This is a genomic window from Streptomyces sp. NPDC024017 (genome assembly GCF_040638895.1).
Lineage (GTDB): Bacteria > Actinomycetota > Actinomycetes > Streptomycetales > Streptomycetaceae > Streptomyces.
Window position 1 is genome coordinate 470654 of the sequence record NZ_JBEZYZ010000007.1, and the last position, 21623, is coordinate 492276.

Below are 21623 nucleotides of genomic sequence, written 5' to 3' on the forward strand. Positions count from 1 at the left end.
CGAGGGGAGACAACCGCGGACTGCTCGCCTCGCGGCGGCTCCGCCATCACCGCCGGCCGAGCAGGTCCGACCTTCATCGCACCCCCAGGAGGGCGACCTGATGGACGCACACGACGCGTTACCGTTTCCGCGCACCGACGTGGCGCTGAACACGCTGCCCTTCGTGACGGGCAGCGAGGATCCGGCGCTCTTCAACCACAGCCTGCGCACCTACCTCTACGGGCGTTTCCTCGGTGAGCGGCAGGATCTACTGCCCGACCGCGACTACGGTGACGAACTGCTGTTCCTGGGGCGCCTGCTGCCCGATGCCGGCCTCAGCGCCGAGGGCAACGGCGATCAGCGCTTCGACATCGACGGAGCCGATCTGGCCGCTCGCTTCCTCACCGAGCAGGGGCTGTCGCCCGAGAGGATCGAGGTCGTCTGGGACGCCGTCGCCCTGCACCTGCACTACGAGATCGCCGTACGCAAACGGCCCGAGATCGCCCTGGTGACGGCCGGTGCCGGACTCGGCCTCGGCGACGACGACCCGCCCGTCCTGCCGACCGATTACGCCGACGTCAGCATGCCCGGCGAACTCGTCCGCCAGAAGACCCAGGAGATCTGGCCCACTTGGCAACAGCTGATGGGCCAGCCCTCTGGCCGGCACGACTACGACGGCTATCAGCCGAAATCGTGAGCGCAGATCCCTGGTGCGGCCACAGCCGCACCAGGAGCCACCGCCCCGAACGCGGCTGGCCTCGGCTTCACCGTCCTGTTCGCACGAACGCCTTCCCCTGATGAGGACGTCCGGTTCACAACCGCACCGACGGTCGGGGACGGGAGGCCCGATGGTGGCCTTCCTCGCCCGCGGCGAACGCCCTGGGCTTGGACTACCTCAACGTGCATGAAGATGGCCGAGACCACTACGTCGGTGGTCTACGACCGGGCAGGCACGGGCTGGAGCGAGCGGCCGAAGCCCGGCGCTTGACCCGAAGTTGTTCCCCGACGAGGTGGCTGGCGCGGTCTACCTGAACTCCTTCTCGTACGAGGAATGGGACACCTGTTTTCACCGATCAGCGCCTTCGCATGAAGCCGCAGCCCGTTCCCGGTGTCGCGATGTGGAGAACGCCACGTGATTCCCACCGGGAGCATCAGCTTCCGCATCCAGACGTTCGAGCCGGCCCGCTGGCAGTGCATCGACTTCACTACGTGGCGTGGTGCGGCAAACCCTGGGCAGCCGCACCGGATTCTTGTGGCGGCCAGTCGGGGGCAGGGTCTTCGGCGAGCAGCGGCCGGAGGGCGCCGATGACCGCGCCGACGCAGACGTCGCGCAGCTGAGTGCGGGTACAGGTCTCGTGGGTGAGCCAGTCGATGCAGAGCACCTGGACGAAGACCAGCCAGCTCTTCAGGACATCGGACACGGCCTCGCGGGTGTTCTCGTCCGCGAGTGGCAGCACGGCCAGGAGTCGGGCACGGAGCGCGTCCAGCTCGTTCGTCATGATCGTCTGGATCACGGGATCGCCCGCGAGTACCCGGTTCGCTGCGAGGACGGCGTTGCGGTTCGCCACGAAGTAGTCGAGATGGACCTCCATGCCCTGGATGAGCTGCTCCAACAGGGAGGCGGTGGGGTCGAGCCGCGTCTCGGCGAGTAGTTGGTCCGCCGCCCGCTGGTAGACGGCCGCGAAGAGGGCGTGCTTGCTGGGGAAATGACGGTAGAGCAGGGCCCGGGAAACACCGGCCTGTTCGGCGACTTCCTCCATCAGCACATCGGCGTAGGGATGTGCGGCGAAGAGTCGTGCGCCGACAGTGAGGAGCTGGGCGCGGCGGTCGGCGGGGGTGAGTCGTCGGCGGGGAGGCATGAACCGAGCTTAGTTGACATGCGTCTACTACAATGGGCACGCTAGTAGACGCATGTCAACTAAGCGCGGTTCAGGACCACTTGGGGGAATCATGGCCAGGACTCTGCGTCTACTCGCACAGCTGATGGGCTGGGCCTGTGTGGCGATCGGCCTGTATCACGTGGCACTCGGCAACGCAGCGATCCCCGGCGCCGGTTCCGCCGGTGCGACGGTCGACAGCTGGGGCCGCTTCATGGGGGCCGGCTTCGCCGGCTACGGGCTGGCCTGGCTCTGGGCTGTGCGGCAGCGACCGATCCCGGCTCGGACGGTGCGGTGGCTGGCCGGCGTTTTCCTGCTGGGCGGTGCGGGCCGGCTTCTCTCGCTCGCCGTGCACGGCTGGCCGCACTGGTTCCAGATCGCACTGGCAGTGCTCGAGCTCGGCCTGCCACCGGTCTTCTTCTGGCTGGCCGACGCGGAGGAGCGGACCCTGCGCAGCGATGTGGAGGCTGCGCCCGCCGGGCTGTGAAAGCGCCCGAGCTCCTGGGCCAAGAGCGAAGCGATGCCTATCTCGCACCACGATGGTCCGCACCGCACCCGGTGCGGGCCACTCGGGGATGCACGACATCGCCGCGCCCACCAGGGTGCGCCGCTCTCGATGTTCCGGGTATGGGCCGTACTCACCTATCGGCAGGAACGGCTCGATCAACTTCCACTGCCCATCGGAGTTGACTGCGCGTCACGACCGTCTTCCTACCGGATCCGCCTCCCAGACGGACCGATCGGCAAAATTGATCACGCCATCACACAGGCCCTAATGATGTGGCCAACCCGGCCGGACTTGCGAAGCACCACCGACCCAGCGCAGCACATCGTCGACCACGAAGACGTCCGGGTCGATCGGGGGCACCATACGGGCGCCGGCGGTCCGGCCGATCGGCCGCATTCCCGAACCCGTGCGCGAGACAGTCACGCCCACGGGTGTCCCGACTGGACCCGTCCGCCACCACTACGCGACATACACCACCGCGCTCGCTGCGATCGCCGAGAAGCTCACTCAGATCGCTGCCGGCACCGGGTAGCCATCCACCACCGCCCGCGACCGGGAAAAGCCGCACCCACTTCTCGGCCGCGGCAGGTTCAGGGCCCGAGTGCGGGATCGCGTGATCGCATCACCTCCCAGCCGTCCATCCGGTCGGCAGCTCGGCCCAAGCGCTTCGGTAGCTGTACGCAGGCCACGACGACCGCGCCCAGGGACAGGGCGCACAGCGCCCAGGACAGCAGCCATGTCGACGGTGTGACCAACACCGGCAGCGCCAGCACCCAGCCCAGCGCCAGGAGACCGAGCCAGGGCAGCCGCGCCGGGGTCAAGGCGGCACTCGTGCGCGGCGCGAGCAGTCGTACCCGGCGCTCCGCCGTCACCTCCACCGCTGTGGCGCCGAGCACGTCCTCGAACGACTGCCGGTCGGCGTACGCCCACAGAACCTCGTCGTCATCGGAGACGAACGCCACCGGCTGGGCGCCGGGGATCAGCCGCCAGCGCTCGGCACCGACCAACCAGCCCTGTCGGCCGGCCAGGTCGGCGCTGATCGAGGCGAAGCCCTGCTCGTCATCGTCCGAGGTGAGGTGGAGTCCGGCTCCGTCCTCGCAGTCGACGCGTAGCCACCGCCGGGTCTTCGTCCTGGTACGGCCGGCAGTATCACCGAGGGTCGTGTACTCCGCGCGCACGGCGCCGGTGACCCTGGCCCGTACCGCCGGCAGCCGCGCGCCACGAGCGGCGTCGGCGCGCAGGACCCGTACGTCGGCTCGGGGGCGGATCTCCAGGATCACAAGGACAAGCAGAAGCAAGCCGACGATGAAGGTCGGCAGCACCAGGGCACCGCCACCCGAAGCGGTCGGCACCAGCCGCCAGTCGGAGTGGCCGTCCGCGTACACCGCCACATTGCCGCTCTCGTCTACGAAACCACCGAGCCCCGGCGAACCGGGCGCGTACAGGACAGCGACCTGTGCCCCCGCCGAACGCGCCGTACCGAGCTGGGAATCGGGCGCGGTGATCCGCTGCACCGTGCCGGGTTCCTCGCCCGCCACCTCGACAGTGACGTCACCGGAGTAGTGCATGCGCTTGTTGACACTGCCTTCCTGACGCAGTCCGGACACGGCAGTGATCGTCCCCTGGGCGGTCGCGGCGCCCGCCTTCTGGATCGCGCCGATACGACGTACGTCGTCGCCGTCGGGGCGCGCCGCCAGATCGAGGTAGGCGGCCGGGACGAAGAGGCAGACAATGACGACGAGGTGACTCCGCGCCCGCCGTGACGGCCGCACCGGCAGCCGCGCCGGCGGAGCGGGCACCGACGCCCCCTCGGAGCCGCCCGGTGGGCTACCGATGCCGCCGGACCCCGCCACAGCCCTCGACCGCGTGCGGGCAGCCACCCACACCCAGCCCGCAGCGCACAACAACGCAGCGGCCCCCAGCACCGCCACATCCAGCCGTGGCACCCGCGCTCCGCTCCGGAACAAGGAACACCACAGCGTTGCCCCCGCCAACAGCAGCGCGCCCCCGCCCCATAGACGGGCCGGCCATGTCGATCTCCCCATGGGCTGAGACCGTAACAGCGCCTCGCGCAACAGGCGGCGGCCGGCGGCCGCGCGTGACGCAGCGGAAGTTGATCGAGCCGTACCTCTTGCCTGTGGAGGATGGCGTCGAACCAGTCTGCGAGCGATCCACTAATCGTGTTGACCGCCCCCGGCAGGCGGTGCTGGAGTCGGCACGTGGACAGCATCCCCGCCAACCGGCGGCTCTGGAACCAGATCAGCAGCGCCTACCAGCACGAGCACGACCCGCAGATCGGCGCCACACCCCGGCTGTGGGGCATGTACTCCATCCCCGACGCGCACCTGCACGCCCTGGGCGACGTCACCGGCAAGCGCGTCCTCGAACTCGGTTGCGGCGCCGGCCAGTGGTCCAGGGCGCTCGCCGCCGAGGGCGCCAAAGTGGTCGGGCTCGACCTGTCAGAAGCCCAACTCGCCGCAGCGGACCGCGCGATGGGAGCGGCCCGCTACCCACTGGTGCAAGGCGCCGCCGAACAGCTCCCCTTCGCCGTCAACAGCTTCGACCTGGTGTTCTGCGACTTCGGTGGGCTCAGCTGGGCGCCCCCGCACCTGGCCGTCCCGGAGGCCGCACGCGTCTTGGACCGAGGCGGGCGTCTGGTGTTCAACGTCGCCAGCCCATGGTTCGAAGCTTGCTACGACGAAGCCGCCGGCCGCGTGACCACGACGCTGCAGCAGGACTACTTCGGGCTGAGCACCATCGCCGAAGACGACGGCGCGACCAGCTATCAGCTCACCTACGGCGACTGGGTCAAGGTCCTGCGCGGCGCGGGTCTCATCATCGACGACCTCATCGAGCCGCGGCCCGAACTCGGAACACCCAACGGCTACAACGAAACCGACCCACCCGACTGGGCACACCGCTGGCCGGCGGAACTGCTCTGGGTAACCCACAAACCGTAAGTCCCGCCGCGCCGAGAGGTGAAGGCATCCCCTCGCCGGACAGGCCCTAGTTGTATTGATCACGAACGTTGTTGACACTGGCCGGGCTTGATCATGGCGAAATCCGGCGCACCCTCACGCCCCCGCACACCTGACTGACGAGCCGCTGACCTACCCGACCATCGCCTGGTGGTGGGAGCGCATCGCACCATGACCGCCACGGGCAGGTCAGCGTGCTGACGTACCGCGCTGATCGCCTGGGCGGTCGGCGTTCCGCGAGGAAGCCGGCTGCCTCGCCGCGGCCTTTTCACGGGCGTGGCCGACGCCAGGCGTGCGTTCGTGTCGTCCGTCTCGCCGCGTGCCGCCCCGGCCTCGTCGACGGACTGCTGCAGCGCGGCCATCAGGTCCGCAGCTGCCCCGGCCGGGCCGTCGGCTAGGAACACCCCCTGTTGGCAGAAGAAGGTTGGGACGCCGACCAACCCGGTAACCGCAGACAGGCGTCTCCCAGGGGAGGGGCCTCTGTGTCATCGAGACCTTACTGCCGTCAGCTCGTGAGTTACCCACAGAAACCCTTTCCCCATGGCCTCCCTTGCTCCACTATGAGCCGTCATACCCGCCGGTAGGTCAGGTCTGCGCGCGGGTCGCAAGGTTGTAGGGAGGCGGCGGGATGGGTCGTGCCGACGACAGGGATCCTGGCGGTGCGGAGCCCGGTCACGGGATTCACGAGGGCGCGTCCGACGCGCGGCTTACCGAGTTGCTGGGCGCTGATACGGTCACGGCATATCCGGCGCTTCAGGAACTGCGCGCCCGTCATCATCCGCATGTCCTCGCCTACGCCAGGCTGTGCACTCCCAATGAGTCCATGGCACGGCAGCTGGCGGCCCAGGCGTTCATGCTTGCGGCCCGTCAGACCGCCCGCGGAATCGACCCGGGACTGCCCTGGCGCCACCAACTCCTCCTGCTGGTCGCACGGTCGGCCGGGTCCTGGGCAGGGGACGGGCGGGCGGCCGGCCTGGACGCGGGGCTGTTGCTCGTCCTGAACTCGGTCGGCCCCTCCGGCCCCCGGCCCTCCATGCTCACGGCGTTTCAGTCCTTGCCTTCCCGTACTCAGGGCCTGATCTGGTACGGGATCGTGGAGCGGGAGCCTACGGAGAGCACCGCCGCCCTCCTCGGCCTGACCCGGGAGGACGTCGCCTACTGCACAGACGCGGCGCTGCAGCAGCTGGCCCGTGCCTGCCTGCGCACTCGCCTCGCCGCCTCCGAGGACCCGGACTGCCCCGACTTCGGCCGCCTCATCGAGGAGTCCGTGCGGCCTGACAGCCCCCGCGACAGCGCCGATCTGCACGCCCACATGGCGCGTTGCCCGCACTGCACGACGGCGTACGAGGAGCTGTCGGCCCTGCGGGACGCACCGCGCACGGCGCTGGCGGAGGGGCTGCTGCCGTGGGGCGGCACGGCGTACGCGGCGGGTGACCCGGGCGAGCGGGCGGCCGGTGGCACCGCCGTGTGGCGGAGCGGGCCCGGCCCTGCCGGGTCCGGGCGGGATCTGGAGGAGGGGGAAGGGGCACCGGATCGCCGGCGCACCGTGCTGGTGCCGGTGGTGCTGGGGGTGGCCTTGCTGCCGGTGGCGGTGTTCCTGATGGCGCAGGGCGGATCGCCGTCGCATGACCCGGTGGGCCCGGTGAACGCTCGGGTGAGTGCGCCGCTGGTGACGGTGTCGGTGACGGCCACTGTGTCGGCGACGCCGTCGTCGGCCCCGCCCTCGCCGTCACCCTCGCCCTCGCGGACCTCGAAGCCGCCCTCCTCGACGAGGAGTCCGTCACCCACGAAGACGGCGAGCCCGAAGCCGCCGCCCTCCTCCACGCGCCCGCTCTCCGGCTCATTCGCGCAGGTTGTGAACGTCGCGTCGGGCCTGTGCCTGGACGTGAGCGGCGCCTTCTCCAACGGGACCGATGTGATCACGGCCCCCTGCTCCTCATCACGCACCCAGCGCTGGCGCGTCGACGACGACCGCGGGGTGCTCCAGTCGGCCGCCGATCCCGACTTCTGCCTGGACAGCCGGGGAGCGACGCACCGGGGCGTCGGGATCTGGGCTTGCGACTCGGTGGAGGGCCGCAACGGCCGGAACCTGATGTTCGTGGTGGACGAGGACGGGCTGATCCGCCCCGCCATCGCCTTCGGTACGGCCGTCACCCCGGACGGCGGCGCTGGGGACGGGCTGTCGCTGGAGTCGGCGGGTGAAGGCACCGAGCAGCGGTGGCGGGCGGGGGCCGCTTGATCAGACCTCGCGCAAAGTTGCGCTGCTGGATCTGCCCGGCCGACAGGTCGTGTGGACGTGACTTGGGACATCGAGGAGTAGCAGGTCCGCGCGGGCGCCGGGGGTGAGACGGCCGATGTCGTCTCGGCGCAGGGCCGCCGCGACGTTGGCCGTCGCCGACCAGACCGCCTCATCGGGGCTCACGCCCTGTCCCCGTATGACGAGCGCGGTGCAGAGTGGGACGGATGGGGTGAAGGGCGGCCGGGAGTTGCAGTCGCGGTCACTGACGAAGTAGGACCGGCTCGGCATCGGGAACCATCGGGAGGTTGGAGTTGCTCGCAGGCCGACGGTACGTCCGCAGGTCTCGGGATCGACGGATCGGGGAGAAGGACGGGATCAGTGCGGCGAGTGGGACGCCGGCTGTCGTGATCGCCATCGCGGTGCGGATGCCTAGCGCGGTGCCGAGCGCGCCGCCGAACAGTGCTCCGAGGGGGGATTGTTCCGTAGCTGAGGATGCGGTTCTTGCGGTGAGGCGGCCGAGGAGGTCTGGCGGACAGAAGCGTTGTTGGAAGCTCGCCTTGATGATGTTGTCGCGCGGGCTGTGCCGATCTGATCGGCGTGTTGGCGTGCGACGAAGGCCCAGCAACGCCTCCGGCACTGGTGGCCGCGATGAGTACGCCGACCGGCCCGGGGGTCAGGCCGACGCTCCGGACCAGGTGGCTGCTCGGACGGGGCGTCAGTTTCTGCTCGGTTCCGGCAGGTCGTGCCCGCGGCACAGGGGGCCGAAGAGCTCGTCGAACTGGGTGCCCAGCGCGTGGGCGAGCGCGTGCCCGGTGTTCAGTGTGCCGATGGTGCGGCCCTGCTCGATCTCGATGACGGTGCGCCTGGCCAGGCCGCTGCGGTCAGCGAGCTCGTTGTAGGTCCACCCGCGCGCGGCCCGCAGACGCGCGAGCTCCAACCGCAGCGCGTCGAGGTCCGGATTGGGCGGCAAGATCGTCACCCGTCCGCCCGACGGTGCAGAACTCTGCCCTGTCAGCGCAGACCTCTGCCCTGTTTCTGCAGATGGCGGCAGCGGCGATAGTGCAGAGGTCTGCACTATGGTGGGCTGCCGCCCCACAGCCTCCGACGGAACGGCGCGCACGCATCAGGAGGAACACGCGCCCATGAGGCTGCGCACAGCATGCCCGGCGACATCATGCGCCTGGACCGTGGACTTACGCCCGCACCCCGGCGGGCTCACCCTCGTATGCCGATAATGCCCGCACGGCAGCGGACAGGTCACCGCAGCCTCCGCCCGCTCGGCCGAACTCGCCCACCGACTCTGGCGACTCGCCGACGCCTGCAGCGCCTGCTGCGGCGAGGTCGCGCCGGTGGTCGCCAGCCCGGGTTCGATGCGGACGCAGACGTTCCCGGTCGACACATTCACCCGCCACTCGACCAATTCGGCCCGATCTGCTTTTCGTCCCCTTGACGACAAGTGGGCAAACCGATTATCGTCGCACTGACGAATATCGTTTCGCCCGAGGGGGACTCCATGGCCGACATCACCCGACGCCTGGGCTGGCGCCATCTGCGGGGCGCACCCACGGCGCACATCCGTCACCACCGCTCCGGCAAGCTGGTGCACGACGGCCCCGGGCTCAGCTTCTGGTTCCGCTCACTGAGCGCCGCGCTCTCCGAAGTGCCGGTCGACGACCGCGAGTTGGCCATGACCTTCCACGCTCGCACAGCGGATTTCCAGGACGTGGCGGTGCAGGCGACGGTCACCTACCGCGTCAGCGACCCGGCCGTAGCCGCCGCTCGCCTCGATTTCTCGATCGACCCGGACACGGGCGTGTGGCGGGGAGCACCCCTGGAACAGCTCGGCACGCTGCTGACGGAGACGGCGCAGCAGCATGCGCTGGACGTCCTGGCCCGTACGCCGTTGTCGGCGGCGCTGGTGGACGGGGTGACCTCGGTGCGCGAGCGGGTCGCGGCCGGTCTTTTGGCGGAGCCCCGGCTGCCCGCCACCGGCATCGAGATCGTGGCCGTGCGCGTGGTCGCGCTCCGGCCCGAGCCGGAGGTGGAGCGGGCGCTGCGCACCCCGGCCCGGGAGCAGATCCAGCAGGAGGCCGACCGGGCGACGTACGAGCGGCGGGCGGTGGCTGTCGAGCGGGAACGGACGATCGCCGAGAACGAACTGGCCAGCAAGATCGAACTCGCCCGTCGTGAGGAGCAGTTGGTCGAGCAGCGCGGCACGAACACGCGCCGCGAGGCGGAGGAGAGCGCGGCAGCGGACAAGGTGCGGGCCGACGCGGAGGCGACGCGCACGGTACGGCTTGCAGAGGCGGAGGCCGCCCGCACGGTGGTCCTCGCGGATGCGGAGGCCACCCGTTCGGTACGGCTCGCCCGCGCGGAGGCGGAGGCGGCGCGGGAGGTGGGTGAGGCGCGGGCGCAGGCCCAGGCGGCCTGGCTGCGCGTACACGCGGACGCAGGGGTGGACGGCGTGGCCACCCTGCACGCCCACGCGAGCGCACGATTCGCGGAGAACCTGCCGCAGATCGACAGCGTGACCATCTCGCCGGACGTGCTGACCGGCCTGATGGCCAGGCTCGGCGCCGGGGACCGAACGTGAGCCTCGCCCCGCGTGCCGTTCTGGTTCACCGGACGACGGAATACGAGGAGTTGGTGGCCCGGCACGGCACGCACGGCCAGGCCGCCTTCTTCCTCGCCTCGCGGGGCCGGGACATTGAGGAGGTCGCCGAACGCCACCGCCGCACTCGGCGGGCGTTGGCGGAGGTGACGGCGGCGATTCCGCTGATGTGGCGTCAGACACGTGTGGAGCGCAGCGACTTGGACCGGTTCCTCTTCGGCCCTGAGGACGTGGTCGTGGTGGTCGGCCAGGACGGTCTCGTGGCGAACGTCGCCAAGTACCTTGCGGGGCAGCCGGTGGTGGGCATCGACACGGAGCCCGGACGCAACCCGGGCGTCCTGGTCCGCCATCGCCCGCAGGACGCCGGCGACCTGCTGCCGTCGGTCCTCGCGGGCGGCACGGGGGTGTCCGAGCTGACCATGGTGGAGGTGGTCGCCGACGACACCCAACGGCTGGTGGCCCTCAATGAGATCTACCTCGGCGCAGCCGGCCACCAGACCGCCCGGTACCGCCTGGCCCTCGACGGCGGCGGGCGTGTCGCCGAGGCCCAGGCCTCCTCCGGGGTGCTCGTGGGAACGGGCACGGGGGCAACCGGCTGGATCCGCTCGGTCTGGCAGGAGCGGGGATGCGACGGCTTGGAGCTGCCGGACCCGTCGGAGCGGCGGCTCCTGTGGTTCGTACGCGAGGCGTGGCCGTCGCCGGTGACCGGGACGTCGTTGGTGGCGGGCGAGTTGTCGGCCGCGCGGCGGCTGACCCTCACCGTCGAGTCGGAGCGGCTCATCGCCTTCGGGGACGGGATCGAGAGCGACGCGGTGGAGCTGACTTGGGGGCAGAGGGCGACGGTTGGGGTGTGCGAGGAGCGGCTGCGGCTGGTGGGATGACGACCATCTCCTCGTAATTGGCGTGGCCCGGGGTCGCGTTCGGATTGTTTGTTCGGGTGCTTGGCCTGCGCGGTTCAGTAGTTATGTGGGATTGATCTTGGCTTTCTCGTAGGTGTGGTGGCGTGTCTACAGTCGGCTGCGCTCTCTGGGGCCAGGGGTTCCGGGATGATGCTGGTCAGTGGCGTGTGTGGTTGAGGAAGACCCGGAGGGGATCGTTTGCGTTGCTGGCCAGGCGGGGCAGTCCGAGTCGGTGGGCGATGAGGTTGAGGGCCGCATCGAACGGGTCCTGACCGACAACGCCTGGCCCTACCGCAAGAGCTTCGCCTGGCAGCAAGCCTTGGCCGACCTCGGCGCCACCGGCAAACTCACCCGCGCCTACCGGCCCCAGACCAACGGCAAGGTCGAACGCTTCAACCGCACCCTGCTCGACGAATGGGCCTACCACCGGACCTACACCTCAGACACAAGCACAGCCGGGCGGGGGTCAGGCGGGCGAGGTGTCAGGGCGGGCGTCGTACGCGGCGCGGGCGGCGTCGATGTGCGTCAGGTGCGTGATGCTCCACTCCAACAGGGGTGCGGTGGCTTCGCGGAGGGTCCTGCCCATCGGAGTTAGTTCGTAACTGACGTGCGGCGGCATGACGTTGCGGACGGTCCGTGTGAGGATCCCGTCGCGTTCCAGGCCGCGCAGGGTGACGGTGAGCATTCGCTGGCTGATCCCGTTGACGGCCCGCTTGAGTTCGGTGAAGCGGCGCGGCCCCTGGCTGAGGTTACGGACGATCAGCAGCGACCACTTGTCGCCGACGATGCCGAGCACTTCACGGGCCTGGCACGGGTCCTCCGGCCGAGCCGGCCGCGACTCGCCGCCCACTGTGCCGCTCATGGTTACCTCCAGAGAACCGGGGCACCGAAATGTGCCCTATTGATCGGGGTGCGGCAGGTGCAGCACGATGATTTCGGTTCCCGAAGAGTACCGAGGCACAAACAGGAACCGTAATGCTCCCGCGCCTCCACGCCCCGTAGAGGAAAAAGACTCCCTCATGTCAACGTTTCTGCTGGTACACGGCGCCTGGCACAGCGGCCGGTGCTGGGAGCGGGTGGTCCCGCTGCTGGAATCGGCCGGACACCGCGTGTTCGCGCCCTCACTGACCGGCTACGGCGACAAGGCACACCTGCTCGGTCCCGAGGTGGGGCTCGACACGCACGTCGCGGACGTCGTCAAGTTGATCCACGACGAGAACCTGACCGAGGTGGTGCTCGTGGGTCACAGCTACGCGGGGCTGGTCGTCTCGTCCGCGGCCAACGAGGTACCGGAACGAATCGCGCACCTGGTGTACCTCGATGCGATGGTCCCGGAGCACGGGGAGACCGCCGTCGACGTGCAGCCCATGACCCAGAACCTGATCGACCTGGCCGCCAAGTCCGACGACGGCTGGCGCATCCCGCCGCTGCCCGAGATGCCTCCGCCCCTCGGCCTGTTCGGAGTCACCGACCCGGCGGACGTCGCTTGGCTGCGTGCGACGCTCTCGGACCAGCCAGTGCGCTGCCTGCGGCAACCGGTCCGACTGGACAACCCTGCCGTGGACTCCATTCCGCGCACGCACATCCACTGCGTCGGCGCAGAGCCGGAAGGCATCGTGCGGCGGCCCGTCCCCGCGACACAGCCCAACGGCTCCCCAGCACGGATACGGGAACTCTCGACCGGGCACGACTGCATGATCACCATGCCGGCGGACCTGAGCGAACTGCTGCTTGAATCCACCCTTCGGTAGCGTCCGGACCGTGACTGCGGCAGCGAGCCGGAGAAGGCCCGCCACCGTCGGACAGCGGACCCGGCCCACGAAGCCGCCCGCTTCGCGAAAGAAGCGCCATAGGGCCTTATGCGAGGTCACTTTGTCTTCGGCAGAGGCAGGAGGCCGTTGATCCAGATCATCGAGGCCAGTAGATGGAGGCCGACGTCGTAACGTGCGGGGGTCTTGTCGTATCGAGGGGCGATGCCGCGCCAGGTTTTCAGCCTACTGATCAGGCGTTCGACGGTGTTGCGGTCCTTGTAGAGCTCTGTGTCGTGAGCGAGGGGTCGGCCGCCCTTGCCACCTCGGTTCTTCCGGTGGGCGGCCTGGTCCTTCTTCTCCGGGATGACGGACTTGATTCCGCGTCTACGCAGGAAGGCGCGGTTGGCGCGAGAGGAGTACGCCTTGTCGCCAGCCACGGCGGCGGGCTGGGTGCGCGGGAGGCCGACGGGCAGTCGGAGGACACGGATCTTCTTCAGTACCGGGATGAACTGTGGGCTGACCGCGGCTTGTCCGGCGGCCACCACGATGGCCAGCGGCCGGCACTTGCGGTCGGTGGCGAGGTGAATCTTGCACCGAAACTCGACGTCGACTTCACACCGCTGCGCGAACAGGACCTGACCGCCGCCGGACTCGGTCAGGCCGCTTGACGACCGCGAGTCTCCTCGTGTGAGCACGGGGTCGGCAGTCGAAGCGGCGCCCGAAGCCACCTCTTATGGCTTCGGGCGCCGCTTCTCGTTGATGCTGTGCGAGGTCAGGCGCCGGCGGCCAGGCTGAGCGTCTGTCCGGCCTGGCGCTGGCGGTGCTCGTGGGCCTGGTCCAGGTTGGCGCGCAGTTGCTCGGCGACGGTGCCCGGGTCGGTGTCGGGGACGGTCAGGACGGGGTGGCCTGCGTCGAGGATGCGCCGGTAGGTCCCGCGGTACTCGCCGTTGCCGTCCGCGATCAGCGCGGCGGCTCCCGGGGACTTGGCCGCGGCGGTGGCGCACTCCTCGGCCCTGTTCTCGTATAGCTACGGCCAACGGACATGTAGCGCTGCGTGACGGGGTGCCGGTAAGCACCGCGTCACCAGCTGCGAACGGCGGTGATCAGTCCTTGTGGTGAGCTTCCTGGGCTGGGCGGCTCGTACACTGACGAAAATGGAGGACCACACGGCCACGGGGATCGGTGCACGTCCGGCGCCTGTCTTGCGGCAGTACGTCGACTCGTATGTCGGCTTCGACCTCCGCGGGTTCCCGACGGGGGTGCACTGCGGCCCGCCGAGCCGCGCGCTCACTGTGGTGATCAGCCTGTCAGATCCTTTGGAGGTGGCGGCGGGCGTTGACGACGGGTCACCGGTCACCCGATTCGGCAGCGTGGCCGGCGGTCTGATGTGCCGGTCCGTCGCGATTCACCACGACGGACGCCAGCAAGGTGTTCAGGTATCGCTGACACCGCTCGGGGCCCGGGCCATCTACGGCATGCCCGCTGCCGAGCTCGCCCACCGACTGGTCCCACTTGACGAGCTTCTCGGAGCGCTTGCCGTCGAGCTGGTCGACCGGCTCCGATCGGCGACAACATGGGCGGCGCGGTTCACCGCGCTGGACGAATTGCTCCTCCGAGCTGTCGGCCGTGGTGCCTGCGGCGACCATGTGCGCTGGGTGCGCCCCGAGGTAGCCGAGGCGTGGCGCCGCCTCGTCGCCGCGCGGGGTTGCGTCCAGGTTGGTGCGGTCGCCGCGGAACTCGGCTGGAGCCGTCGGTACCTCACCGAGCGGTTTCGCGGTGAGGTGGGCCTGTCGCCGAAGACCTTCGCCCGAGTCTTGCGCTTCGAGCACGCGCACGAGCTGGCGGCGGCGCAGGACCCGCTCCCGTGGGGCGATGTGGCAACCGTCTCCGGCTACGCCGACCAGGCCCATCTCGTTCGGGACTGGCGCGAGTTCACCGGCCGATCGCCGACGGCCTGGCGTCGCAGCGAAGTCCTCCTCGGAGCCGAGTAGCCGCCAACCGTCTGCCCGTCGCGCCGGCTTCTCTTCCCTTTTCTTCAAGACCGCCCGATCGCTGGCGTGGACGATCGTCGGCATGAGACTCGTCAATCACGAACGCAATGCCGTGGACCTGCGGACCACCCCCGTGCACCTCGGACTGGGATCGAGAGCGAAACCCGTCGAGGGCTTCACCTGGGACCCGGAGGTGCTCCAGGCCTACAGCGCCGCGGTCGCGGCAGACGGCGCCGAGGGCCGGATGGTGATGATCTTCGACGGCGACGGGCTCGGCGACCATTGGGAGAGCCACCCTGCAGGCGACGAACTGGTCGTTTGCCTCAGCGGGTCCGTGACGGTCACCCGCGACGTGGACGGGGTCCCCGACCGCGTTCTGCTCGGGCCGGGCGAGGCCACCATCAACCCGGCCGGGGTATGGCACGTGGTCGACATGGAGGGGCCGACGTCCATCCTGGCCATCACCGCGACCCTCGGCACCGACCACCGTCCTCGGACCGACGCCCGCCCGACCGAACGCGTAGGCACGCCCAGCCCGGAGGAAGCGCCGTGACGACACGCATCGCGTGCCTCGGCGACAGCCTCACCCGCGCGCAGTTCAGCGTCGACTACCTGGATCTTCTCGGACGACGCCGCCCTCCCGGTGACGTGCAGATTGCCCGTTTCGGCGCCAACGGCGACTTCGCCTACAACCTCTTGCAGCGCCTCGATACTGTCGTCACGAACCCACCCGATGTGATCACCGTGTTGATCGGGACCAACGACGCCCGAGCGAGCCTTGCCGGCTACCCCGTCGAGCAGGCCATGAAGCGCAAACAGCTCCTCGATCGCCCGTCGGCCGGCTGGTTCCAACAGTGCCTGGGAGCCGTCGTCGCACGGCTGCGAGCGGAGACCGACGCGACGATCGGTCTGCTTTCGCTACCGGTACTCGGCCAACAACTCGACGGAGCAGCGGCACAGGCATCGCAGGCGTACAGCCGGATGATCGCCGAGGTCGCCGCCACCAACGAGGTGGCCTACCTTCCGCTCCACGAACGCCAGATCGAGGAACTGCGCCAAGCGGACCCGCCGCCGATTTCATACCGGGAGGTGACGCCCGCAGCGGTCGTCGGCGTCCTCGTCCAGCACGCAGTGCTGCGCCGCAGCCTCGACACGATCTCGCGGCGGCGAGGTCTCGTGCTCACGACCGACCACATCCACCAGAACAGCCGCGGCGCCACCCTTATCGCTGAGGTCATCGACGCCGGTCTGCTGCCCCAGAGCGCGTAGCTGGTTCCGGCGCCCGGCCAGTCGGATGCCATCTACCGCGCGGAGGTGGCATCCGATCCAGGCGGTCAACGCCTACGACATCCGGCTCGTCTGCCTGCGTGATCACCGCGAGGGCACCTGGCTCACGGCCCCGTGGCGGCTGCTGTCGTCGACCGCGACCCCATTCGGCGAGCCGGTGGCTCTGTCGACGAGGAGCGGCGCTTCTCGGGCGGTTCGGGAGGCACTGCCCGTGCCCGATGTCGATGGCTTCGGGCAGCAGCTCGGTGCCGATCGGTAAGACACCGTGTGCTGCTCGTCCGAAGCCCGGGACAAAAGCGCTGGCTACGGGCGCAGGTTGCGGCCCCCGTCCCGCCGTTGCCGAGTACCGGCAGGCGCCTTCCGTTCTGGCCCTGTTCTCGTATAGCTACGGCCAGGTGGCTTGTAGCACTGCGTAACGCTCAGGGTTGCGGTGAGAGATGCCGCAGTGCATGCCGGATTCACCACGACAGAGCCCCTACCGTGATCACCGCGACCTGTGGCGGGCCATTCCGGCCGCCGGGGCGAGGTGTACGCATTTACTGCGGCAGTGTCAGGGGGGCGGGGCGGCGTGACGATCGAACCGGTGACCGATCTCGGGAGTGGGGGCGCGCTTCGGTTGCCGCGCGCTCGGGTCGTACCTCTGTCCGCCCCGCCCGCGTCGTACACCGCGGCGGTCGAGCGCTACCTCACCGGCGCGGGCATCGCGAAGCCCTCCGCGTGGACCGGATCTCGCTGACGACGTGGGGATGGATGCTCACCGGTGAACCGGCGCCGACCGGACCCGCCCGCCGAGCAGCGAAGCCCCCCGTCTTCCCCGTCGCCGCGATCGACGACCCGGCACTGCCGGAGGTGCTGGCTGAGCTGGCGGCGGCGCGGGCGGACGAGATGGACGCCGACACCGTCAACCGGGAACTGTCCATCGCGCGCAAGGCGATCGGCTGGTGGCAGCGCCGAGGCTGGATCGATGGCGATCCCACGATCGGCATCGAGCGGCGGCCGGCGCTGCCGGACCGCACCAAGGCCCTCGCGGAGAACCAGATCGCCGCCCTTAGGCGCCTCGACGTCGCGCTGCGGGAGAAGACCCAGTGGGAAGATGCTCTACGAGTCCGCCGCACGGGCCGACGAGGTGCTGTGCCTCACCGTGGAAGACCTCTAACCGCAGGACAAGCGGGGGAAGATCACGGCCAAGGGCGGGCGACCGAGTGGATTCACTGGCAGTCCGGCACCGCCCAGCTCCTGCCGGACTCATCGCCTGCCGTACCCGTGGCCCGCTGTCCTCACCGACCGCAAGGCCCTGGCCGGAACACCGGCGCTCGACGTGTGCCCGGAGACCGGCCGGGCCCGACTCTCCTATCGCCGCGCTGAGGAGATCTTCGAGGAGAACACCCGGCTGCTGGCCAACCCCCCTCGCCTCACCCGACGACATCGAGGATCTGGACGGCTGGACGCTTCACCGGATACGGCACAGTGCCCTGACGCACGACGCGGAGGACGGCACCTCGACCCCGATGCGGAGCACCGACGTTAGGTGCTTCTGAGCAGCGACGAAACAGTCGTCATCGTGATCACGGTGGCGGCCGTTTCGCTTTGCTGTCGGATCGCGGGCGCGGTTCAGAGGAGATTCAGACGTGCGGCGCGCATCTGACGGCCCGGGCCACGGTGGCGGCCGGGTCGCTGGCAGTCTACAAAGTGAAGCTGTACCGGCCGGTGGCCGGCGAACCGGACGCCTACCCGCAGCGGACCCCGGCACTGACCCGTCCGATCCGTTGGGAACTCATCGCCCAGCAGTACCATCAGCCCGCCGTCCCTGCGCTCGAGCTGGATCGACTGCAAGTCGGCGAGGCCGGTGGCCGCCTCACCGAGACGCGTCGATAGACGTTGCTCGCTCCCACTTCCAGAACCAGGCGTGTCTGTCGCTTGGATAGACTGCCCCGTTGGGAGGAGCTTTTCCTCTGCCCGTGCCGGGACGGTCGGCAGGCGGCTCGATGTGAAGGAGTCCGAGCGTGGATGCCCCACATGTGGTGGGCGGGCCCGTCCCAGCAATGCCCGGGAGGGGCGCGTTGGAGGTGAGCTCCTTGCCCGGTCGTTCCGGGATACGTGCCCGCGGTGAGATCAGCGCCCTCACTCGCCCGTCTTGGGAGCAGGCCCTGTCCGAGCTGGCCCGGCGGCACGCGGGCGTGTCGTACGTGGAGCTGTCGGGTGTGGCGTTCGTCGACGTGGCCGGGGTGACCGCGCTGGCGGTCACCGCCATGAACCTGCCCGACGGGAGGGTTGTGGTCGAGAATCCCCCGCCGCAACTGCCGCGGGTCTTGAAGATGTTCTGGCCGGGCCTGGACCGGATCGAGGTGGCTCTGTGATGAGCACGGAGACCGCCCACGAGGCGTTCGTGCACCCTGCCCTCTTCTACCGCACCGAGCAGGAGTACACGCAGCAGACGGTGGCCTTCCTACGCGAGGGCCTGACCAACGGCGAGCCGATGGCCGTGGCGGTGCCCGGCCCCAACCTGGAGCTGATCAGGGCAGGTCTGGGCGGGGACGCCGACGGCATCCTGTTCTTGGACATGACCGAGGCCGGCCGCAACCCGGGGCGGATCATCCCCAAGGTGCTGCGCGGTTTCGCCGACGCCCACACGAAGGGGCGTGTGCGAATCATCGGCGAGCCGATCTGGGCCGAGCGCAGCGCGGTGGAGTACCCGGCATGCGCGCAGCACGAGGCGCTGATCAACGCCGCGTTCGAGGGCCGGGCGGTGACGATCCTGTGCCCCTACGATGAGGTGCGCCTGGACCCAGAGGCGATCGCTGATGCGAAGGTCACCCATCCGACCCTCATCAGCGGGGATGGACATGAATCGGTCAGCGACGCCTACGACTGGCAGGCGGTCGTCGACCGGTACAACCTGGCGCTTGCGCCCGCACCGGACGCCGCGACCTTCTCCTACGGTGGTGAGGACCTTCCGGCGGTCCGCCAGTTCGCTCTCGCTCAGGCCGCGCGCCTGGGCCTGGCCGGTGAGCGGCTGATGGATGTGGAGCTGGCGGCCGCGGAGCTGACGACCAACAGCGTGGTTCACGGCGGAGGCCGCGGGACACTCGCGGTCTGGGCTGAGCAGGGGCAACTGGTGTGTGAAGTCCGCGATACGGGCCGGCTGACCGATCCGCTGGCCGGCCGCCGCCCGCCGGAGCGCGGCCAGCTGGGCGGCCGGGGCTTGATGCTGGTCCACTACGTGGCAGACCTGGTGCGCGTGCACACCGGCGACGACGGCACGACCGTGCGCTTCTACCTCAGCTTGTGAGCGCGCGTGGGCGGCCGCCATCGGAGACAGCACCCGAGCCGAAGTCGCCTACGCCCGGTCGCTGGGCAAGCCCGTGCGGTTCACGCACCCCGAAGTCGACCCTGATGCCTGACCGCCCGCTGCCACTTCGACAACCAGGGTCGGCCGTCCGCCGCCCGACCGTCTCGCGGTCGCTTCGGCCGCCGCCCACCCCACACCCCCTGCAGGCACCCCTTGGAATTGATCATCTAGGTGACGTCATCTACGTGACCGCCCGGTCAACCCCACAGCAGAAGGACTGTCGCCTTCGCTCCGCTGTCCATTTGAAGGTCGTGCTTGACCGGGACTGTGATCGTTGGTCTGGGCGGCAGCCAGGTATGAGGGCTGGGCGCTTCAGAGCGGAACGATCGCCAGTCGGATGCCGAGCCCGATGAGTGCGGAACCCATGACCCCGTCGAGCACTGCCGAGAGTCCGGGTCTCGCGAGTCGGCGGCCCACCCGGGTCAGCAAGTAACTCACTCCCGGATACCACGTCATGAGCACCGCGGTGTGAGCGGCGAGCAGGGCAGCGGCCGCCGGGACGACTGCATCGTCCGGCCCGATGAACTGGGGGAAGACGGTGGTGTAGAAGATCCCCACCTTGGGGTTGAGCAGGTCGCCGATCAGACCGCGGCGGAACCCGCCGAGCGCGGACAGCTCGGGCACGAGACCGTCGGGCGGCTGGATCGCCGGCCGGCGCCGGGCCGAGCGCAGGGCCTGCACTCCCAGCCAGATCAGGTACGCCGCGCCCGCGAGACGGAGCACGTCGTATGCCACGCGCGAGGTCGCCAGCAGCGTGGCAAGCCCGAGGACGGAGCCTGCCGCCCAGAAGACCTTGCCGAGCGTCAAGCCGACCGTGGCGGCGACCGCTGCACGCTGACCACCCTGTCGCGCACAGCCGAGCACAACCGTGAGATTGGCGCCCGGAGTTGCCGCAAGGACAAGGCACAGCGCAACGAAGGAGCCCAGCTGGGCCCAGCTGGGCCCTAGCACGCCGGCTCACCGCCCCCGGCGGCCCGCCCGACCGCCCTCACCGGCTCTTCAGGTGACGGTCCGCGGGGCGGCGCAGGCCCGTCCTTGAGAAGGTCCCCCACCAGCAGCACGTGGAGGCGGCCGCAGGCACAGCGCTGATAGCGCACCCAGCCCAGGGATGTCGAGTGCTTCGACAAGGTGAGGAAGAGGCATGAAGTCATGCGCGGGCCGGTGGCGCCAGCTCGGCCAGATTGGCCAATGCCCTAGCGACATTCCGAGGACGCAGATAGATGTCGTAGCCGTAGATCAGCCCCCCATTTCCCCCTGTCTCAGATCGAACCGAACCCTCTCACGCCCCGGCCCTTGGGCGCTTGTCGGTTTATGGCTCGCACCACGTTCATGAGTGCTTCCTCTTCAGGCGCCGCCAGCAGACCAGGCTGCAGGCCAACGAGAGGAAGGTGTTGTGGAGTTCGAGGCGTCGTTCTCATCGGACGGCGAGGCGTTTGAACTGGTGGAGCAGGGCGAAGGTCTGCTCGACGACATAGCGGAGCTTGCCCAGTCCCTGGATGTTCGGCGCACCTTGCGGGAGATCACCGGAACGATCCGCCGATGGCGTAGTTCACGACGGACGGTCCGGGAGCCGTACGCCTTGTCGCCCAGCAGGGCGTCGGGGCGTCGGCGGGGATGGCCCGGACGTCCAGCGACGGGCGGAATGCCGTCGACAAGGGTGAGGGTCTGGGTGATGTCATTGACGTTTGCCGCGGTGGTGAGCGCCTTGAGCGGGGTACCCTTCCCGTCGCGGATCAGGTGGTGCTTGCTGCCTGTCTTGCGCCGGTCGACTGGCGACGGGCCGGTCGCGGGTCCTCCTTTTCGCGCGAACGTGGGAGCCATCCACGCACGCGCGGGACCAGTCGAGCTCGCCGTCCGCGTTCAGTTTCGCGAGCGAATGCGGTGCAACTGGTCGAAGCCCCCTGTCTGCTGCCAGCGATCCAGACGCCGCCAGCAGGTCTGTCCGGAGCCGAACCCCAGCTCAACGGGCAAGAGTTGCCAGGCGATGTTCTGGTGCAGGACGTACAGGATGCCCTGCAGGCACAACCGGTCCGGCACTGGTTTCGGCCCCGGCGACCGCTCGGGCCAGGGCGGCAGCAACGGTTCGATCAGCGCCCACGAGTCGTCGTCCACGATCCACGGCCGATTCGTCACACCCACCTGAACGCTCAGATC

At 69.5% G+C, this 21623-nt stretch carries 19 protein-coding genes and 4 pseudogenes; 15 read left to right on the forward strand and 8 right to left on the reverse strand.

The window, feature by feature from the left end; genetic code table 11:
* Positions 1–100: 100 nt before the first annotated feature.
* Positions 101–676 carry a damage-inducible protein gene (locus AB0G20_RS21795; RefSeq protein ID WP_361304930.1) on the forward strand — a complete coding sequence of 192 codons (576 nt, stop codon included), beginning with the start codon at positions 101–103 and terminating at the stop codon, positions 674–676.
* 508 nt (positions 677–1184) lie between these two features.
* Here AB0G20_RS21795 and AB0G20_RS21800 read toward each other — a convergent pair.
* Positions 1185–1838 (reverse strand): TetR/AcrR family transcriptional regulator, encoded by a 654-nt coding sequence (locus AB0G20_RS21800; RefSeq protein WP_361304932.1) that lies wholly within the window; start codon positions 1836–1838, stop codon positions 1185–1187.
* A 91-nt stretch (positions 1839–1929) separates the two neighbouring features.
* On the opposite strand from AB0G20_RS21800, the gene AB0G20_RS21805 reads away from it, so the two are divergent.
* A complete protein-coding gene (locus AB0G20_RS21805) occupies positions 1930–2343 on the forward strand; it encodes a DUF4345 domain-containing protein (protein ID WP_361304934.1) in 414 nt (137 codons plus the stop codon).
* 611 nt (positions 2344–2954) lie between these two features.
* On the opposite strand, the gene AB0G20_RS21810 is transcribed toward AB0G20_RS21805, so the two are convergent.
* Complete coding sequence (locus AB0G20_RS21810) at positions 2955–4163, reverse strand: hypothetical protein (RefSeq protein ID WP_361304936.1); 1209 nt, start codon at positions 4161–4163, stop codon at positions 2955–2957.
* Positions 4164–4583: 420 nt separating this feature from the next.
* Between AB0G20_RS21810 and AB0G20_RS21815 the strand changes: the two genes are divergently transcribed.
* The gene (locus AB0G20_RS21815; protein WP_361304938.1) at positions 4584–5324 is read left to right on the forward strand and encodes a class I SAM-dependent methyltransferase; all 741 of its coding nucleotides are present in this window, start codon (positions 4584–4586) and stop codon (positions 5322–5324) included.
* Between the two features lie 646 nt (positions 5325–5970).
* The gene (locus AB0G20_RS21820; RefSeq protein ID WP_361304940.1) at positions 5971–7581 is read left to right on the forward strand and encodes a ricin-type beta-trefoil lectin domain protein; all 1611 of its coding nucleotides are present in this window, start codon (positions 5971–5973) and stop codon (positions 7579–7581) included.
* Here AB0G20_RS21820 and AB0G20_RS21825 read toward each other — a convergent pair.
* Together AB0G20_RS21825 and AB0G20_RS21830 are read right to left on the reverse strand one after the other, a co-directional pair.
* Positions 7582–7815, reverse strand: a pseudogene (locus tag AB0G20_RS21825) (amidohydrolase family protein); the annotation flags it as partial.
* A 481-nt stretch (positions 7816–8296) separates the two neighbouring features.
* Complete coding sequence (locus tag AB0G20_RS21830) at positions 8297–8560, reverse strand: helix-turn-helix transcriptional regulator (RefSeq protein ID WP_361304942.1); 264 nt, start codon at positions 8558–8560, stop codon at positions 8297–8299.
* Positions 8561–9094: 534 nt separating this feature from the next.
* Here AB0G20_RS21830 and AB0G20_RS21835 point away from each other — a divergent pair.
* The 3 genes and pseudogenes from AB0G20_RS21835 to AB0G20_RS21845 all read left to right on the forward strand — a co-directional run.
* A complete protein-coding gene (locus AB0G20_RS21835; protein ID WP_361304944.1) occupies positions 9095–10174 on the forward strand; it encodes an SPFH domain-containing protein in 1080 nt (359 codons plus the stop codon).
* Positions 10171–11073 (forward strand): hypothetical protein, encoded by a 903-nt coding sequence (locus tag AB0G20_RS21840; protein ID WP_361304946.1) that lies wholly within the window; start codon positions 10171–10173, stop codon positions 11071–11073. Before AB0G20_RS21835 ends, AB0G20_RS21840 begins: the two co-directional genes overlap by 4 nt.
* Positions 11074–11347: 274 nt before the next feature.
* Positions 11348–11536 (forward strand): annotated as a pseudogene (locus AB0G20_RS21845) (integrase core domain-containing protein); the annotation flags it as partial.
* Between the two features lie 21 nt (positions 11537–11557).
* Here the strand turns inward: AB0G20_RS21845 and AB0G20_RS21850 are convergent.
* A complete protein-coding gene (locus tag AB0G20_RS21850) occupies positions 11558–11953 on the reverse strand; it encodes a helix-turn-helix domain-containing protein (protein WP_361304948.1) in 396 nt (131 codons plus the stop codon).
* Positions 11954–12110: 157 nt separating this feature from the next.
* Here AB0G20_RS21850 and AB0G20_RS21855 point away from each other — a divergent pair, with 157 nt between their 5' ends.
* On the forward strand, positions 12111–12842 hold the full coding sequence (locus tag AB0G20_RS21855) for an alpha/beta fold hydrolase (RefSeq protein WP_361304950.1): 732 nt from the start codon (positions 12111–12113) through the stop codon (positions 12840–12842).
* Between the two features lie 116 nt (positions 12843–12958).
* Here AB0G20_RS21855 and AB0G20_RS21860 read toward each other — a convergent pair.
* Positions 12959–13432 (reverse strand): annotated as a pseudogene (locus AB0G20_RS21860) (transposase); the annotation flags it as partial.
* A gap of 564 nt (positions 13433–13996) precedes the next feature.
* Between AB0G20_RS21860 and AB0G20_RS21865 the strand changes: the two are divergent.
* The 7 genes from AB0G20_RS21865 to AB0G20_RS21895 all read left to right on the forward strand — a co-directional run bounded on the left by AB0G20_RS21865 (position 13997) and on the right by AB0G20_RS21895 (position 19409).
* Positions 13997–14833, forward strand: coding sequence for a helix-turn-helix domain-containing protein (locus AB0G20_RS21865; protein ID WP_361304952.1), 837 nt, complete (start codon positions 13997–13999; stop codon positions 14831–14833).
* Positions 14834–14915: 82 nt separating this feature from the next.
* Entirely contained in the window at positions 14916–15386 is a 471-nt protein-coding gene (locus AB0G20_RS21870; RefSeq protein ID WP_361304954.1) for a cupin domain-containing protein, read from the forward strand.
* Positions 15383–16102 (forward strand): SGNH/GDSL hydrolase family protein, encoded by a 720-nt coding sequence (locus AB0G20_RS21875; RefSeq protein ID WP_361304956.1) that lies wholly within the window; start codon positions 15383–15385, stop codon positions 16100–16102. The genes AB0G20_RS21870 and AB0G20_RS21875 overlap by 4 nt, the downstream gene beginning before the upstream one ends.
* A 735-nt stretch (positions 16103–16837) precedes the next feature.
* Positions 16838–17485, forward strand: coding sequence for a hypothetical protein (locus AB0G20_RS21880; protein ID WP_361304958.1), 648 nt, complete (start codon positions 16838–16840; stop codon positions 17483–17485).
* 222 nt (positions 17486–17707) lie between these two features.
* Positions 17708–17995: a hypothetical protein gene (locus AB0G20_RS21885; RefSeq protein ID WP_361305068.1), complete on the forward strand. Its 288-nt coding sequence runs from the start codon at positions 17708–17710 to the stop codon at positions 17993–17995.
* A gap of 167 nt (positions 17996–18162) precedes the next feature.
* Positions 18163–18477 (forward strand): STAS domain-containing protein, encoded by a 315-nt coding sequence (locus tag AB0G20_RS21890; RefSeq protein WP_361305056.1) that lies wholly within the window; start codon positions 18163–18165, stop codon positions 18475–18477.
* The gene (locus AB0G20_RS21895; protein WP_361304960.1) at positions 18477–19409 is read left to right on the forward strand and encodes a sensor histidine kinase; all 933 of its coding nucleotides are present in this window, start codon (positions 18477–18479) and stop codon (positions 19407–19409) included. The genes AB0G20_RS21890 and AB0G20_RS21895 overlap by 1 nt, the downstream gene beginning before the upstream one ends.
* A 372-nt stretch (positions 19410–19781) precedes the next feature.
* Here AB0G20_RS21895 and AB0G20_RS21900 read toward each other — a convergent pair whose 3' ends face one another.
* Positions 19782–20420, reverse strand: coding sequence for a LysE family translocator (locus AB0G20_RS21900; protein WP_361304962.1), 639 nt, complete (start codon positions 20418–20420; stop codon positions 19782–19784).
* 376 nt (positions 20421–20796) lie between these two features.
* Positions 20797–21602: pseudogene (locus AB0G20_RS21905) on the reverse strand (IS5 family transposase).
* Positions 21603–21623: the final 21 nt, after the last annotated feature.

What these genes read in the sequence shown, in the direction of transcription:
- AB0G20_RS21795 (WP_361304930.1), top strand. Translation starts at nt 101, where the DNA reads ATGGACGCACACGACGCGTTACCGTTTCCGCGCACCGACGTGGCGCTG.
- AB0G20_RS21800 (WP_361304932.1), bottom strand. Translation starts at nt 1,838, where the DNA reads ATGCCTCCCCGCCGACGACTCACCCCCGCCGACCGCCGCGCCCAGCTC.
- AB0G20_RS21805 (WP_361304934.1), top strand. Translation starts at nt 1,930, where the DNA reads ATGGCCAGGACTCTGCGTCTACTCGCACAGCTGATGGGCTGGGCCTGT.
- AB0G20_RS21820 (WP_361304940.1), top strand. Translation starts at nt 5,971, where the DNA reads ATGGGTCGTGCCGACGACAGGGATCCTGGCGGTGCGGAGCCCGGTCAC.
- AB0G20_RS21835 (WP_361304944.1), top strand. Translation starts at nt 9,095, where the DNA reads ATGGCCGACATCACCCGACGCCTGGGCTGGCGCCATCTGCGGGGCGCA.
- AB0G20_RS21850 (WP_361304948.1), bottom strand. Translation starts at nt 11,953, where the DNA reads ATGAGCGGCACAGTGGGCGGCGAGTCGCGGCCGGCTCGGCCGGAGGAC.
- AB0G20_RS21855 (WP_361304950.1), top strand. Translation starts at nt 12,111, where the DNA reads ATGTCAACGTTTCTGCTGGTACACGGCGCCTGGCACAGCGGCCGGTGC.
- AB0G20_RS21865 (WP_361304952.1), top strand. Translation starts at nt 13,997, where the DNA reads ATGGAGGACCACACGGCCACGGGGATCGGTGCACGTCCGGCGCCTGTC.
- AB0G20_RS21870 (WP_361304954.1), top strand. Translation starts at nt 14,916, where the DNA reads ATGAGACTCGTCAATCACGAACGCAATGCCGTGGACCTGCGGACCACC.
- AB0G20_RS21890 (WP_361305056.1), top strand. Translation starts at nt 18,163, where the DNA reads ATGCCCGGGAGGGGCGCGTTGGAGGTGAGCTCCTTGCCCGGTCGTTCC.
- AB0G20_RS21895 (WP_361304960.1), top strand. Translation starts at nt 18,477, where the DNA reads ATGAGCACGGAGACCGCCCACGAGGCGTTCGTGCACCCTGCCCTCTTC.